General features: G+C 73.5%; 13 protein-coding genes. 9 read left to right on the top strand and 4 right to left on the bottom strand.

The window, feature by feature from the left end:
- Positions 1–75: 75 nt before the first annotated feature.
- The 7 genes from rplT to ABT014_RS11670 all read left to right on the top strand — a co-directional run bounded on the left by rplT (position 76) and on the right by ABT014_RS11670 (position 8,381).
- Positions 76–465 (top strand): 50S ribosomal protein L20, encoded by a 390-nt coding sequence (gene rplT / locus ABT014_RS11640; protein WP_033825492.1) that lies wholly within the window; start codon positions 76–78, stop codon positions 463–465.
- Between the two features lie 121 nt (positions 466–586).
- Positions 587–1,453, top strand: coding sequence for a TrmH family RNA methyltransferase (locus ABT014_RS11645; protein ID WP_350638505.1), 867 nt, complete (start codon positions 587–589; stop codon positions 1,451–1,453).
- A 56-nt stretch (positions 1,454–1,509) separates the two neighbouring features.
- Positions 1,510–2,613, top strand: a complete 1,104-nt coding sequence (locus ABT014_RS11650) for a sensor histidine kinase (RefSeq protein WP_350638506.1) — start codon at positions 1,510–1,512, stop codon at positions 2,611–2,613.
- A gap of 248 nt (positions 2,614–2,861) precedes the next feature.
- Positions 2,862–3,983 carry a phenylalanine--tRNA ligase subunit alpha gene (gene pheS, locus ABT014_RS11655; RefSeq protein ID WP_350638507.1) on the top strand — a complete coding sequence of 374 codons (1,122 nt, stop codon included), beginning with the start codon at positions 2,862–2,864 and terminating at the stop codon, positions 3,981–3,983.
- Positions 3,983–6,496, top strand: coding sequence for a phenylalanine--tRNA ligase subunit beta (pheT, locus tag ABT014_RS11660; RefSeq protein ID WP_350638508.1), 2,514 nt, complete (start codon positions 3,983–3,985; stop codon positions 6,494–6,496). Before pheS ends, pheT begins: the two co-directional genes overlap by 1 nt.
- Before the next feature lie 225 nt (positions 6,497–6,721).
- Complete coding sequence (locus tag ABT014_RS11665) at positions 6,722–7,552, top strand: chitosanase (protein WP_350638509.1); 831 nt, start codon at positions 6,722–6,724, stop codon at positions 7,550–7,552.
- A gap of 97 nt (positions 7,553–7,649) precedes the next feature.
- Entirely contained in the window at positions 7,650–8,381 is a 732-nt protein-coding gene (locus ABT014_RS11670) for a DUF7873 family protein (protein WP_350638510.1), read from the top strand.
- A gap of 412 nt (positions 8,382–8,793) precedes the next feature.
- Here ABT014_RS11670 and ABT014_RS11675 read toward each other — a convergent pair whose 3' ends face one another.
- A complete protein-coding gene (locus ABT014_RS11675; RefSeq protein ID WP_350638511.1) occupies positions 8,794–9,663 on the bottom strand; it encodes a 3-hydroxybutyryl-CoA dehydrogenase in 870 nt (289 codons plus the stop codon).
- A 338-nt stretch (positions 9,664–10,001) separates the two neighbouring features.
- Between ABT014_RS11675 and ABT014_RS11680 the strand changes: the two genes are divergently transcribed.
- On the top strand, positions 10,002–10,820 hold the full coding sequence (locus ABT014_RS11680) for an SDR family NAD(P)-dependent oxidoreductase (RefSeq protein WP_350638512.1): 819 nt from the start codon (positions 10,002–10,004) through the stop codon (positions 10,818–10,820).
- 48 nt (positions 10,821–10,868) lie between these two features.
- Here ABT014_RS11680 and ABT014_RS11685 read toward each other — a convergent pair whose 3' ends face one another.
- Together ABT014_RS11685 and ABT014_RS11690 are read right to left on the bottom strand one after the other, a co-directional pair.
- Positions 10,869–11,867, bottom strand: a complete 999-nt coding sequence (locus ABT014_RS11685; RefSeq protein ID WP_350638513.1) for a ketopantoate reductase family protein — start codon at positions 11,865–11,867, stop codon at positions 10,869–10,871.
- A 75-nt stretch (positions 11,868–11,942) separates the two neighbouring features.
- Positions 11,943–12,782 carry a polysaccharide deacetylase family protein gene (locus ABT014_RS11690; RefSeq protein ID WP_350638514.1) on the bottom strand — a complete coding sequence of 280 codons (840 nt, stop codon included), beginning with the start codon at positions 12,780–12,782 and terminating at the stop codon, positions 11,943–11,945.
- A 69-nt stretch (positions 12,783–12,851) separates the two neighbouring features.
- Here ABT014_RS11690 and ABT014_RS11695 point away from each other — a divergent pair, with 69 nt between their 5' ends.
- The gene (locus ABT014_RS11695; protein WP_350638515.1) at positions 12,852–13,412 is read left to right on the top strand and encodes an HD domain-containing protein; all 561 of its coding nucleotides are present in this window, start codon (positions 12,852–12,854) and stop codon (positions 13,410–13,412) included.
- A 189-nt stretch (positions 13,413–13,601) separates the two neighbouring features.
- Here ABT014_RS11695 and ABT014_RS11700 read toward each other — a convergent pair whose 3' ends face one another.
- Entirely contained in the window at positions 13,602–15,083 is a 1,482-nt protein-coding gene (locus ABT014_RS11700; protein ID WP_350638516.1) for an alpha/beta hydrolase, read from the bottom strand.
- Between the last annotated feature and the right edge of the window lie 52 nt (positions 15,084–15,135).

Here is a 15,135-nt window from a genome sequence, read left to right on the forward strand (position 1 = left end):
CGGCTGATCCTTCCCGACCCAATCGAATGACGGACCGCGTGAAGCAGTCCGCGGTCCAACCCAAGGAGTAATCAAGTGGCACGCGTCAAGCGGGCAGTGAACGCCCACAAGAAGCGCCGGGTCATCCTCGAGCGGGCCAGCGGTTACCGCGGCCAGCGGTCGCGCCTGTACCGCAAGGCCAAGGAGCAGGTCACCCACTCGCTGGTCTACAACTTCAACGACCGCAAGAAGCGCAAGGGCGACTTCCGCCAGCTCTGGATCCAGCGCATCAACGCTGCGGCCCGTGCCAACGGCATCACCTACAACCGCTTCGTGCAGGGCCTGAAGGCCGCCGGCGTCGAGATCGACCGCAAGATGCTGGCCGAGCTGGCCGTGCACGACGCCGGTGCGTTCGCCGTGCTCGTCGAGGTCGCCCAGAAGGCGCTGCCGGCCGACGTGAACGCGCCGAAGGTCGCCGCTGCCTGATCCCGAGCGGATCACAGCTGAGCTGTCCGGACCCGCAGGCCCCACGGCCTGCGGGTCCGATTCGTTGGCGGCCCGCCGCGTCCGGCCCCGGCCGTGCCCGGCCCACTCAGAGAACGAGAGCATGCAGAGCACCGACACCCCCCTGCTCACCTCCCTGCGCTCCCCGCGGGTGGTGGCCGCCCGCCGGCTCGCCAAGCGCAACCAGCGGAGCAAGGAGCGCCGCTTCCTGGCCGAGGGTCCGCAGGCCGTCCGCGAGGCCGTGGCGTTCGGGCGGCTGCCGGGCTCGGGCGAGCATGCCGTGGTGGAGATCTACCTGACCGCCGAGGCGGCCGAGCGGCACGCCGACATCGTGCGGGCGGCGCTGACCGAGGGGCTCGCGGTGCTCACCGCCACCGACGAGGTGATCGCGGAGATCTGCGACACCGTCACCCCGCAGGGCATCGTGGCGCTGTGCCGGTTCATCGACACCCCCTTCGAGGAGGTGCTGGCGGCCCGCCCGCAGCTGGTCGCGGTGCTCGCGCACGTCCGTGACCCCGGGAACGCCGGCACCGTGCTGCGGACCGCCGACGCGGCCGGGGCGGACGCCGTCATCCTCACCGACGCCTCGGTGGACCTCTACAACCCGAAGGCAGTCCGGGCCTCCGTCGGCAGCCTGTTCCACCTGCCGTTCGCCACCGGCGTGCCGATCGAGGTGGCCGTCGCCCGGCTGCGCGAGGCCGGTGTGCGGGTGCTGGCCGCGGACGGCGCGGGGGAGCGCGACCTCGACCAGGAGCTGGACGAGGGCACCCTCGGCGCGCCCGGTGCCTGGGTGTTCGGCAACGAGGCCTGGGGCCTGCCGGAGGAGACCCGCGCACTCGCCGACGAGGTGGTGCGCGTGCCCATCCACGGCCACGCCGAGAGCCTCAACCTGGCCACGGCCGCCGCCGTCTGCCTCTACGCCTCGGCCCGCGCACAGCGCTCGCCCGGAGGCTGTCGCGCACGGGGGTAGGGGCGCTAGGGTCTGCGTCGGGGCGGCAACACGCTGGGTAAGCGGGAGGGACACCCATGGTGGGCAGCGGTGCACGGCTCGACCCGGACGACCTTCCGGACGGGCTGGTGGTCGCCGACGCCCGCGGCCGGGTGACCGTCTTCAACAGCGCCGCCGCCCGGATCACCGGCCTCGCGCCGGCCGCGGTGCTCGGCCGGCCGCTGGAGCAGGCGCTCCCGCTGGAGGACCTGGACGGCCGGCGCTGGTGGCAGCTGACCGACCCGTACGGCGGTCTCGCGGTCCGCACCGGCCAGCCCGAACGCAACCTGCTGCTGCCCGGCGGCCGTGAGGTGCTGGCCTCCGCCCGGTACGTCCGGGAGCGGCCCCGCGGCCCCATCGAGCGGGTGGTGGTCTGCCTGCGCGGCACCGAGGCCCGCCGGCGCACCGAGCGCAGCCACGCCGAGCTGATCGCCACCGTGGCGCACGAGCTGCGCTCCCCGCTGACCAGCGTCAAGGGCTTCACCGCCACGCTGCTGGCCAAGTGGGAGCGGTTCAACGACGGGCAGAAGCGGGTGATGCTGGAGACCGTCGACGCCGACGCGGACCGGGTCACCCGGCTGATCGCCGAGCTGCTGGACATCTCCCGGATCGACGCCGGCCGGCTGGAGGTCCGCAAGCAGGTGATCGACCTGCCGGCCGCGGTGCGGCGGCACGTGGAGGGCAAGGTCGCGGCGGGCATCCCGGCCGACCGCTTCGACATCCGGGTGGGCGAGCTGTCCGGTCCGCTCTGGGCCGACCCCGACAAGATCGACCAGGTGCTGGGCAACCTGCTGGAAAATGCGGTGCGGCACGGCGAGGGCACTGTCACCATCGAGGTGGCGCCCGCCAAGGAAGTGGTCGAGGCGGCCGGCTGGGAGCCCCCGGGCACCCCGCCCCGGGTCCTGGAAGGAACGGCGGTCACCGTGAGCGACGAGGGCAGCGGCATCCCCGAGGAGTCGATGCCGCGCGTCTTCACCCGCTTCTGGCGCGGCTCCAAGCGCGGCGGCACCGGCCTCGGCCTCTACATCGTCAAGGGCATCGTCGAGGCCCACGGCGGCACCATCCGGATCAGCCGCGCCCCCGGCGGCGGCGCCCAGTTCCGATTTATCCTGCCCGCCGGGGTGCCGGACTTCATGCTCTGAGAGCCCCTGAAGCGGTCGCCCCGGCGGGCTTCGCCGTGCGAGGGCGCCGCGGACCTGCGGTCGGCCCTGTGCGCGCTACGACTACACTCGACCTTTGGCGTTGTGGTACGCCCCGCGCGGCCGAGCCGCGGACACCCCTCCCGTGAACAGCGGGAGCGGCTGCCCGCGACCAGGCCACGCCGGGCGTGACGCAAGGGCGAGCTGTGCCACCAGAACCCTTCACCAGCAGGAGCACGGGAAAGATAGAGATGTCCGCACCCAATAAGTCGTACGACCCGGTCGAGGTCGAGGCACTCAAGCCCGAGGTGGTGGAGCAGGCCCGGGACGAGGCCGTCGCGGCCTTCGCCGCGGCCGGCAGCCTCGACGAGCTCAAGGCCGCCAAGGTCGCCCACACCGGCGACCGCTCCCCGCTGTCGCTGGCCAACCGCGAGATCGGCGCGCTGCCGCCGCACGCCAAGGCCGCGGCCGGCAAGCTGATCGGTCAGGCCCGCGGCGCCGTCAACCAGGCCCTGGCGAAGCGTCAGGTCGAGCTGGAGGCGGAGCGCGACGCCCGCGTGCTGGTCGAGGAGGCGGTGGACGTCACGCTGCCGTACGACCGCGCCCCGCGCGGTGCCCGGCACCCGCTGACCACGCTGGCCGAGCGGATCGAGGACACCTTCGTGGCCATGGGCTACGAGGTCGCCGAGGGCCCCGAGGTCGAGGCCGAGTGGCTCAACTTCGACGCCCTCAACCTGCACCAGGACCACCCGGCCCGGTCGATGCAGGACACCTTCTTCGTGCGGGCCCCGGACGGCACCCCGGACTCCGGCGTGGTGCTGCGCACCCAGACCTCGCCGGTGCAGGCCCGCACCATGCTCGACCGCGAGCCGCCCATCTACGTGGTCTGCCCCGGCCGGGTGTACCGCACCGACGAGCTGGACGCCACCCACACCCCGGTGTTCCGGCAGGTCGAGGGCCTGGCGGTGGACGAGGGCATCACCTTCGCCGACCTCAAGGGCACCATCGAGCAGCTGGTCTCCAAGCTGATCGGCGACGGTCTGGAACTGCGCTGGCGGCCCTCGTACTTCCCGTTCACCGAGCCGAGCGCCGAGATCGACCTGCAGTGCTTCGTGTGCCGGGGCGAGAGCGTCGGCAACCCGGACCGCCCGTGCCGGACCTGCTCCTCCGAGGGCTGGATCGAGCTCGGCGGCTGCGGCGTGGTCAACCCCCGGGTGCTGGTCGCCTGCGGCGTCGACCCGAGCCGCTACAGCGGGTTCGCCTTCGGCCTCGGCCTGGAGCGAATCCTGATGAACCGCCACAACGTCGCCGACATGCGCGACATGGTCGAGGGTGACGTCCGGTTCACCCTCCCGTTCGGGATGGAGATCTGATGCGCGTCCCGCTCTCCTGGCTGCGCGAGTACGTCGACCTTCCGGCCGGTGAGACCGGCCGCGACGTGGCGGCCCGCCTGGTCCGGGCCGGCCTGGAGGTCGAGACCGTCGAGCAGCTCGGCGCCGACCTCAAGGGCCCGCTGGTGGTCGGCCAGGTGCTCTCCATCGAGACCCTGACCGGCTTCAAGAAGCCGATCCGGCACTGCTTCGTCAACGTCGGCGACGCCAACGGCACCGGCGAACCGCAGGAGATCGTCTGCGGCGCCACCAACTTCGCGGTCGGCGACAAGGTCGTCGTGGTGCTGCCGGGCGCCGTGCTGCCCGGCCCGTTCCCGATCTCCGCGCGGCAGACCTACGGCCACACCTCGGCCGGCATGATCTGCTCCGCCCGCGAGCTGGGCATGGGCGACGACCACGACGGCATCATCGTGCTCCCGCCGGAGTACGAGCCCGGCACCGACGCGATCGAGCTGCTCCAGCTGGTCGACGAGGTGCTGGACATCGCCGTCACCCCGGACCGCGGCTACTGCCTGTCCATGCGCGGCGTGGCCCGCGAGGCCGCCGCCGCGTACGGCCTGCCGCTGGCCGACCCGGCGCTGCTGGACGTGCCGCCGGCCAACTCCTACGGCTACCTGGTCAAGGTCGCCGACCCGGTCGGCTGCGACCGCTTCGTGGCCCGCACGGTGACCGGCGTGGACCCGTCCGCGCAGTCGCCGATCTGGCTCCGGCGCCGGCTGCAGAAGGCGGGCATCCGCCCGATCTCGCTGACCGTCGACATCACCAACTACGTGATGCTCGAGGTCGGCCAGCCGCTGCACGCCTACGACCGCGACCGGGTGGACGGCCCGATCCAGGTCCGCCGCGCGGCCGAGGGCGAGAGCCTCACCACGCTGGACGGCGTCGAGCGCAAGCTGTCCGCCGAGGACCTGCTGATCTGCGACAACAGCGGCCCGATCGGCCTGGCCGGTGTGATGGGCGGCGCCAGCACCGAGATCCTCGACCCGGCGCTCGACCCGGAGACCGGCGAGGTGACCGGCTCCACCGAGGTGATCATCGAGGCGGCGCACTTCGACCCGGTCGCGGTCGCCCGCTCCGCCAAGCGGCACAAGCTGCCCTCCGAGGCGTCCAAGCGCTTCGAGCGCGGCGTCGACCCGGAGGCCGCCCGCGCCGCCGCCCAGCGCGCGGTCGACCTGCTGGTCCTGATCGCCGGCGGCACCGCCGAGGCCGGGGTCACCGACATCGCCGCGCCGCACCCGCTGCGCACCATCGCGATCGACGCGGACCTGCCGGACCGGGTCGCCGGCACCGCGTACAGCCGCGAGACGGTCACCCGGCGGCTCCAGGAGATCGGCTGCACCGTGGTGGGCGCCGACATCCTGGAGGTCACCCCGCCGAGCTGGCGGCCCGACCTCACCGACCCGTACGACCTCGCGGAGGAGGTCATCCGGCTGGAGGGCTACGACAACGTCCCCGCCCGGATGCCCACCGTCCCGCCGGGCCGCGGCCTGACCGAGGCCCAGCGCTTCCACCGCCGGGCCGGGGTGGCGCTGGCCGGGGCCGGCTACGTCGAGGTGAACAACTACCCGTTCGTCGGCGAGGCCGCGCTCGACGCGCTCGGCCTCGAGCCCGCGGACGAGCGCCGCCGCACGGTGACGCTGGTCAACCCGCTCAACGACGAGGAGCCGGGCCTGCGCACCACGCTGCTGCCCGGTCTGCTCGGCGCGCTGCGCCGCAACATCGGCCGCGGCAACACCGATCTCGCGATCTTCGAGACCGGCACGGTGTTCCTGCCCAAGGACGAACTGCGGGTCGCCCCGCGGCTGCCCGTCGACCGCCGTCCGAGCCAGGCCGAGCTGGCCGAGCTGGACGCGGCGCTGCCGCACCAGCCGCGCCGGATCGCGATCGCGCTGGCCGGCGAGCGGCTGCCGTCCGGCTGGTGGGGCAAGGGCGCCGGCGCGAGCTGGGCGGACGCCGTCGAGGCGGCCCGTACGGTGGCCCGCGCGGCCAACGTCGAGCTGACGGTCCGCCAGGCCCAGCGTGCCCCGTGGCACCCGGGCCGCTGCGCCGAGCTGCTGGTCGGCGAGGTCGTGGTCGGCCACGCCGGTGAGCTGCACCCGCGGGTGATCAAGGCGCTGCACCTGCCCGAGCGCACCGCGGCGATGGAGATCGACGCGGACCTGCTGTTCGCCGGTGGTGGCGAGCGGGTCTCCGGGCCGGCGGTCGCCGCCTACCCGGTGGCCACCCAGGACGTGGCGCTGATCGTGGACGCCGCCGTGCCGGCCGCCGAGGTGGAGCACGCGCTGCGTGACGGCGCGGGCGAACTCCTCGAGGCGATCCGGCTGTTCGACGTCTTCACCGGTGAGCAGGCGGGCGCCGGCAAGAAGTCGCTGGCGTACTCGCTGCGCTTCCGCGCCACCGACCGCACGCTGACCGCGGACGAGGCCTCGGCCGCCCGCGCGAACGCGGTCGCGGTGGCCGGCGAGCGCACCGGCGCGGTGCTGCGCGGCGCCTGACCCGACGGCGGCCACAGGGCCCCGCCCCCGGACTCGGTCCGGGGGCGGGGCCCTTGTCGTGTGCGCGCCGGCCGGATGCGCGGTGTGCCCGCTGTGACGATCAACTGCTTTCTGCGCCAAGGGTCTTGCGGCCCGGGGTGGCCGGGCGCTTCAATCGGTTAGGAAAGTTTCCTAACGTGACCTGCGGGGACCCCCATGCCCGCAGCCGGCAGACGGAGCATTCACATGGCAACTCACCACCGGACGGCCCGCACCGCACTGGCGATCCTGCTCGCCGCGGTCCCCCTCACGCTGGCCACGGCGGGCGTCGGGCACGCCGAGAGCTCCACCGTGGCGGTGGCGGCGGTCGGCCTGGACGACGCGCACAAGAAGGACATCGCGATGCAGCTGGTGTCCAGCGCCGAGAACTCCTCGCTGGACTGGAAGGCCCAGTACAAGTACATCGAGGACATCGGCGACGGCCGGGGCTACACGGCCGGCATCATCGGCTTCTGCTCGGGCACCGGCGACATGCTCGAACTGGTCCAGCACTACACCGACCTGAAGCCCGGCAACATCCTCGCCAAGTACCTGCCCGCGCTGAAGAAGGTGAACGGCAGCGAGTCCCACTCGGGCCTGGGCAGCGCGTTCGAGAAGGACTGGGCCACCGCGGCCAAGGACACCGTCTTCCAGAAGGCCCAGAACGACGAGCGCGACCGCGTCTACTTCAACCCCGCGGTCAGCCAGGCCAAGGCGGACGGGCTGCGCGCGCTCGGCCAGTTCATCTACTACGACGCCATCGTGATGCACGGCCCCGGCAGCGACTCCGACAGCTTCGGCGGGATCCGCGCGGCGGCCCTCAAGAAGGCCAAGTCCCCGGCGCAGGGCGGCGACGAGACCACCTACCTGAAGGCCTTCCTGGCGGCCCGCAAGGTCGTCATGAAGAAGGAGGAGGCGCACGCCGACACCAGCAGGGTCGACACCGAGCAGACGGTCTTCCTGAACGCCAAGAACTTCGACCTCGACCCGCCGCTCAAGTGGAAGGTCTACGGCGACTCCTACAGCATCAACAGCTGACCTGCGGGGCTGCCTTCGGGCCGGCGCCTGGCCCGAAGGCAGCCTGCTGCGTGAATTCGCACGACAGTGCGCATGCGGCGCTGGTAGCTTCTGCCACGTGGCGAAACTGAACCAGATCATCGCGGTCGAAAAGGGCGTCAAGTCCAAGTCGTTCCAGGAGCTCACGCAGGCCCACCACGGGCTGCAGAAGCCGGCCCTGTTGGCGGGCATCTCCCGGACGTACCAGCCCAAGGACGAGGAGGGCGAGCAGCTCCCGCCGGAGTCGACCCGGGTCCAGGTCAAGGCCGAGGACATCCTGCGGGCCACCGCCACCTCGCTCACCCGGCTGTTCGACGTCACCGCGACCAAGGACTGGGCCAACTGCTCCGCCCGCGCCGACGTGGTGGTCGACGGGCGGCCGCTGCTGAAGGAGGTGCCGGTCAGCTACCTGCTCTTCCTGGAGAAGCAGCTCGCCGACCTGTACACCTTCGTCCGCAAGCTGCCCGTGCTGGACGCCTCGGAGGCGTGGGCCCTCGACCCGTCCACCGACGCCTGGAAGACCGACGCGGTGCGCACCATCCGGACCAAGAAGGTGCCGCGCAACCACGTGAAGGCCGAGGCGACCGAGAAGCACCCGGCCCAGGTCGAGGTGTACTACGAGGACATCCCGGTGGGGTACTGGACCACCGTCAAGTTCTCCGGCGCGCTCCCCGCCCGGCGGGTCAACGAACTCGTCGAGCGGGTGGAGAAGCTCCAGCAGGCGGTGCAGTACGCCCGCGAGGAGGCCAACGGCGCCGAGGTCACCGACCGGCGCGCCGGCGAGGCCGTGTTCGGCTACCTGTTCGGGTAGCCTTCTGATCGCCCCTCGTGCGAGCGAAGGGGTGCGCTGGCAACAGCGCAAGCTGACACTGATGTTGAAGCTGACCACGGGGTAACGGTGGAGGTTCGAGTCCTCCCCCCGGCACCACCTGCCGGGGTGGCCCAAAGGGTAGAGGCAGCCCCATGAAACTCAGATTCTCGCTCCAGTCTCAGTATTCGCCGCCGAGCGCCAGATCGACCGGGTGCGGACCGAAGGGTCGGATGCGGGTTCAAGTCCCGCCTGTGCCTCTCCTCGTGGCACGGTAGTTCAAAGGCAGAACACGACACTGTGAAAATGATCCGCAGCTCTTAAACGTGCTGGCGCAATCAGTTGGGTGGCACCTCAGGGGCCCGGGAGCCGGATACCGCTCCCGGGTCCCGTCACGTCCGGGCCCGGCCGCCGGTCAGGCGGAGGCGGTGTAGTCGTAGAAGCCGCGGCCCGACTTGCGGCCGAGCAGGCCCGCGTCCACCATCCGGGACAGCAGCGGCGGAGCGGCGTACAGCGGCTCCTTGTACTCCTCGTACATCGACTCGGCGATCGAGACGATGGTGTCCAGGCCGATCAGGTCGCACAGCCGCAGCGGGCCCATCGGGTGCGCGCAGCCGGCCTCCATGCCCTTGTCGATGTCGGAGGCGGTGGCGACCCCGGTCTCGAACATCCGCACCGCGGACAGCAGGTACGGCACCAGCAGGGCGTTGACCACGAAACCGGCCCGGTCCCGGGCGCGGATCGGCTCCTTGCCCAGCGCCTCGACCGCGAAGGCCTCGATCCGGGCGGTGGTCTCGGCGGAGGTGGTCAGGGTCGGGATGACCTCGACCAGCTTCTGCACCGGCGCGGGGTTGAAGAAGTGCAGGCCGATCACCTGCTCCGGGCGGCTGGTGGCGGCCGCCAGCTTCACGATCGGGATGGACGAGGTGTTGGACGCCAGGATCGCGTCCCGGCGCTCGATCACCTGGTCGAGCGTCTGGAAGATCTGGACCTTGATGTCCTCCCGCTCGGCCACCGCCTCGACCACCAGGTCACGGTCGGCGAAGTCGGCCAGATCGGTGGTGAAGGAGAGCCGGCCGAGCGCCTCGTCGCGCTGCTCCTCGGTCAGCTTGCCGCGCTTGACCGCGGTCTCCAGGGAGTTGGTCAGCCGGGTGCGGCCGAGCTCCAGGGCCTCGCCGGTGGCCTCGGAGACCAGGACGTCCAGACCGGAGCGGGCGAAGACCTCGGCGATGCCCGACCCCATCAGGCCGCAGCCGACTACTCCGACGCGCGCGATGTCACTCACTCAGTTGCCCTTCACGGTGGTGCTGGGGTTCTCCCAGCCGGCTGCTCTGCAGGCGGAGCACCGCGGCCGTGGCGGCCCGGTACGACGCCCGGGACGACGGTACTACCCCGCTTAACGCACGTTCACCTCCGGGCGCTCCCGTCCGGCGCGCCCGGCCGCGCCCGCCCCGGGAACGGCGGGCCGCTGGGCCGACCGGATGAGTTGCCCGCGGCGGCCCGCGCGCTGCCCCCGCCGGTGCCCGGCCGGGGCGACAATGCCGACCAGTGCCCGTCCGGGCCCCACCGGGACCCGCGGGCGCCCGGGCGCGCACCCGCGCCGACGAGCGAGGAGGCCCGCCGATGGCGACCGGATCACTGGCAGGGCAGGTCGGACTGGTCACCGGCGCCGGCCGCGGGATCGGGCGCGAGATCGCCGTCGGGCTCGCCGCCGAGGGGATGTCGGTCGGCCTGCTGGGCCGCACCCAGGACTCCCTGGTCGAGACGCTCAGGCTGTGCGCCCGGCGCGGCGCCCGCGGGGTCGCGGTGACCGCCGACGTGACCAGGCCGGGCGCGGTCCGCGAGGCGGTGCGCGCGGTCGAACGCGACCTCGGACCGCTCGACCTGCTGGTCAACAACGCCGGCCAGGTGGACCCGGCCGAGGTGCCGCTCTGGGAGGCGGACCCGAACCGCTGGTGGCAGGTGGTGGAGACCAACCTGCGCGGCCCGTTCAACCTGATGCGCCACGTGCTGCCCGGCATGGTGCAGCGCCGCCGGGGCCGGGTGGTCAACCTCAACTCCGGCTTCGCGCTGCGCCCCGACGGCCACTACACCGCGTACGCCACCTCCAAGGGCGCGCTGCTCCAGCTCTCCGACAACCTCGCCGACTCGGTGGCCGCCCACGGCGTGGTGGTGCTGGACATCAGCCCCGGCGCGGTCGCCACCGACATGACCACCGGGATGCCGATGTTCGCCGGCATGAAGGAGTGGGGCTCCATCGGCTACATGGTCGCCGTGACCGTGGACGCCGCCCGGGGCCGCTTCGACGCCCTGCACGGCCGCTTCCTGCACGCCGGCCGGGACAACCTGGAGCAGCTGGTGTCCCGGGCCGAGGAGATCCGGGCCACGGACGCGCGGACCCTGCGGCTGCGCCCGTACGGTCCGGACGATCCGCTCGGCTGAGCCCGGCCACCCGGTCGCCGGTGGGTCGCGGGTGGCCCGGGTGGCCGCTCAGGGTTCGAGGAGGGCGGCGAGCTCCGGCTCGGGCAGGCTGCCGGGCGTGCGGCCCTCGGCCGCGAAGGCGTTGGCCAGTCGCTGCACGGCCTCGTTGACCGGCGTCGGCACGCCGTGCAGCCGGCCCAGCAGGACGATCTCGCCGCTAAGATGGTCCGCCTCGATGTCCCCGGTGCCCCGGGCCAGGCTCTGCCAGGACGAGCCGCCGCCGCGCGCCGCCCCCGGCATCGGGACCAGCGTCACCAGGTCACCGCGCACGGCCCGCTGCTCCGCCTCGTCCGGGTAGCCGATCCCGGCCGCCGCCAGCACGGCGGCGCCCTCGGCGGCGATCCGCCCCAGCAGGGCGAGCCGCAGCTCGCCCTCGATCGGACCGCCGACCGCCTCCAGCGCGTTGCCCAGATTGCTCAGCAGCTTGGCGTACTTCCAGCCCATCACATCGGAGCGGACCAGCGCGGCGAACCGCGAGTCGGCCAGGTCCGCCCCGATCTGCTCGGCGGTCGCGTCGATCCCCTCCGGGTAGCGGCCGACGTGCAGCACCCCGCTCAGCGGGCTCCCGGACGCGGCGACCTGCCCCGCCTCCAGATGGGTGGACGGCAGCCAGACGCACATCGCGTACACCCGGCGGAACCGGCGCAGCGCCAGCCGCTCGTTCTCCACCCCGTTCTGCGCGCAGACCAGCGGCAGCCGCTCGCCGGCCGTGCCGCCGCCCGCCACCGGCCGGCCCGCCCACTGGGCCAGCAGCCCGGCGGAGTGCTGGGTCTTCACCGCCAGCAGCAGGACGTCCTCCGGGCCGAGCTCCAGCTCCTCCGGGCCGCCGACGGCCGGCACCGGCAGCCGGCGCAGGCCGCCGTCCGGCGTGGTGAAGCCCAGCCCGTCCCGGCGCAGCACCTCCAGGTGCTCGCCCCGGGCGACCAGGACCACCCGGTGCCCGCTCTCGAACAGTCGTCCGCCGATCGTGCCACCGACGGCACCGGCCCCGATCACGATGTAGCGCATGCAGCCGAGCATCGCATGCCGCCCGGGCCCTCCGGTGGCCGGGCGGGCAGCTGGTCGGCCGGCTGGTCGGCCGGGTCAGCTGCAGAGCTGACTGGCCGTCACCGCGCCGAGGCCGCGCTCGGCCAGCCCGGCCAGGATCCCGGGCATCGCGTCGGCGGTGCCCTGGTGGCCGAGGTGCAGCGCGACCACCGAACCGTTGCGGACCGATCCCAGCAGCCGGCGCTGCAGCCGGTCCGAACCGGGATCGGCGTAGTCGATCGGGTCGACGTCGAAGGACAGGCAGTGCTGGTACCCGACCAGCCGGGCCTGCTCGCGGACGGTCGCGGTGGCGTACTGGGTGGCGGACGGGCGGAACCAGCGGCCGATCGACCCGGTGAGCCGCTCCAGCCGCTCCGCGCAGTCGGCGATCTCGGCGTGGATCCGGGCGGCGCTCAGGCCCGACATGTTGAGGTGGTTCTGGGTGTGGTTGCCCAGCTCGTGGCCGCCGTCCAGGATCCGCCGGGCCAGCTGCGGCTGCTCGTCCAGCCAGCTGCCCACCACCAGGACCGTCAGCCGGGCGCCGAGCTGTTCGGCCGTCTGCAGCACCCGCTCCGCGATCGCCGGGTCACCCTGGCCGTGGAAGGTCAGCGCCACCTGCGGGCGGCCGCGCGGGCCGTTGATCACTTCCTCCGGGGTGTCCGCGGCCAGCGGCGGCAGCGCCAGCGCGGGGCTCGCCGACGGCTCGGCGGCCGGGCCGGACGCGGGCGCGGCCGCCGCCGCAGCGGTCGCGGAGCCGGCGGCCGCGGTGGCGCCGGCGGGGGACGGCGCGCTCGGTCCGGTCCGCCCGCCGCCGCAGGCGGTCAGCGCGGCCGTACCCGCGGCCAGCCCGGCGATCCGGGCGGAGGCGCGCAGCAGGGTGCGTCGGTCGACAGTCATCGGCGACAGCCTAGGCAGCACCGCTCCCGCGTGCGATTCGGGCCGCGCACCCGTGCGACCCTGTCCGGCATGACGGATCGCCTGCTGACCCTTCGTCCGATGCCCGGACGGGCGCTGGAGCTGCTGGACGCGGTGGGGGCGCCGCCTCGGCTGCGCGCCCATCTGGAGCTGGTCCACGACGTGGCCGACCGGCTGCTGGACGGCATCGCCACCCACTGGCCCGCGGTGGCCGTCGACCGGACGAAGGTCCTGTTCGGCGCCGCCGTCCACGACATCGGCAAGGTCCGCCACCCGGAGGAACTCTCCGCCCCCGGCCACCTGCACGAGGAGGCCGGCTACCACCTCCTGCTCGACCTCGGCGTCCCCGAACCGGACGCCCGGCCCGCCCGCACCCACGCCTCCTGGAACCTGCCCGGCATCACCCTGGAGGAGCTCCTGGTCAGCCTTGCCGACAAGATCTGGAAGAACAGCCGCCGCCCCGACCTGGAGGACCTGGTCACCACCCACCTGGCAACCGCCTGCGGCAGCCCACGCTGGGAGGTCTTCCTCACCCTCGACGACCTCCTCACCCCCCTCGGCGCCACCGCCGACCACCGCCTCACCCACCAGTCCGCCCACCGACTCACCTGACCCACACAGAGCCTCTGAGCGGGGGCCACCCCTGGGGGTCTTGTGTGGTCCCTGCGAATGGGTCACCCCTGGGGGCGCGAGGAACTGCGCGGTGCGGGAGTGACGGTGGTGCGCCTTCCGTTTCGCGCAGTTCCCCGCGCCCCTGAGGGGCCCGTGTGGGTGGGTCGCGCCCGGGGCCCGTGCGTCCGGTCAGGGGGTCGGCGGGCAGTGGGTGTCGGTGGTGGGGCGGTGGCCGGTGGTGAGGAAGGTGGTGACGAGCGCGTCGCCGCAGGCGTTCCCGTTGGCGAGGTAGGCGTCGTGGCCGCCGGAGTCGACGGTCACCATCCGGGCGCGGTCACCGAGGGCGTGCCGGAGCTTGAGGGCGCCCTGGTACGGCGTCGCCGGGTCGCGGAGGTTCTGGATCAGGAGCACGTTCGGCGGGCCGCCACCGGTGACCCGGACCGGCGGTTCGGCGGGGGCGGGCCAGTACGCGCAGGGCATCACGTTCACCGGCATCCCGGCGGTCAGCGGATGGGCCGCGCGCTCCGCCGCCACCGCGGCCGCGCTGGGGCGCGGCCAGGCGACGTCGTTGCACAGCACCCCGACCGAGACCGCGACGGTGTTCTGCAGGACCGCGTCCGGCGGGCTCTGCACCGCCGGCAGCGGCCGGCTGCCGAGGCCGGCGAGCATCAGCTGCGCCAGCGCGGGGAACTTCTCGTCGTCGTACAGGCTCTCCAGCATGGTCTCCCGCAGCGCGTTGCCGTCCAGCACCGCCGGGTTGGCGCCCGGCCACGGCAGTGGTTCGCGGTCGAGCCGGGCGGCCAGGTCGAGGAAGAGCGGGCGGACCTCGGCCGCGGTGCCGGCGAGCCGGTCCGGGTTGCCGGGGGCGGCGGCCCAGGCCGCGAAGTCGGGGAAGCGGTCCTCGGCGCCGGTGCCGAACGCGGCCAGCCAGCCGCGTCCGACCTTCGCCGGGTCGGGGTCGTCGTTGCTGTCCAGTACGAACCGGTCGGTGTGCTCCGGGAACATGGTCGCGTACACGGCTCCGGCGTAGGTGCCGTACGAGGTGCCCCAGGCAGAGATCCGGCGCTCGCCCAGCGCCTGGCGGATCCGGTCGATGTCGCGGGCCTCGTTGGCGGTCGACAGCGAGCGCAGTACCGGGCCGCCGTTGCGCAAGCAGGTCTCGGCGACCCGGCGGGCGGTCGCGGTGTTCGTGGTGGTGGAACCGTCGGCGGCGGGCCACGGGCGCAGCCTTGCCATGGACAGGTCCTCGTGGGCGAGCCGGCAGTCGACCGGGGTGCTGCGCCCGACGCCGCGCGGGTCGAAGCCGATCAGGTCGTAGCGTTCCCGGACCTCCTTCGGCAGCTTGCCGGCGACCGCGGACGGGGTGTTCAGACCGGTGCCGCCGGGGCCGCCGGGGATCAGCAGCAGGCTGCCCCGGCGCAGTTCGGGCCGGCTGCTCGGGATCCGGGAGACCGCGAGGGTGAGCTGCGGGCCGTCCGGGTCCCGGTGGTCGAGCGGGACGGCGATGGTGGTGCACTGCTGCTCGGGCGCGGCGCCCCCGGCGCAGGCGGTCCACACCGGTGGGGCGGGTCGGGGCGCGGCCTCGGCCACGGGGGTGATGGCGGCGGTGATGGCGGCGGTGACGGCGGTGGCGGCGGCGAGCAGGGCCGCGGCGCGGTGGGCGATTCGCATGCCGATGAGTCTGCTCGGGCGGCCGGGCCGTTCCCATCGGGCCAGCGGGCCG

The organism is Kitasatospora sp. NPDC094015, assembly GCF_040304075.1.
GTDB lineage: Bacteria > Actinomycetota > Actinomycetes > Streptomycetales > Streptomycetaceae > Kitasatospora.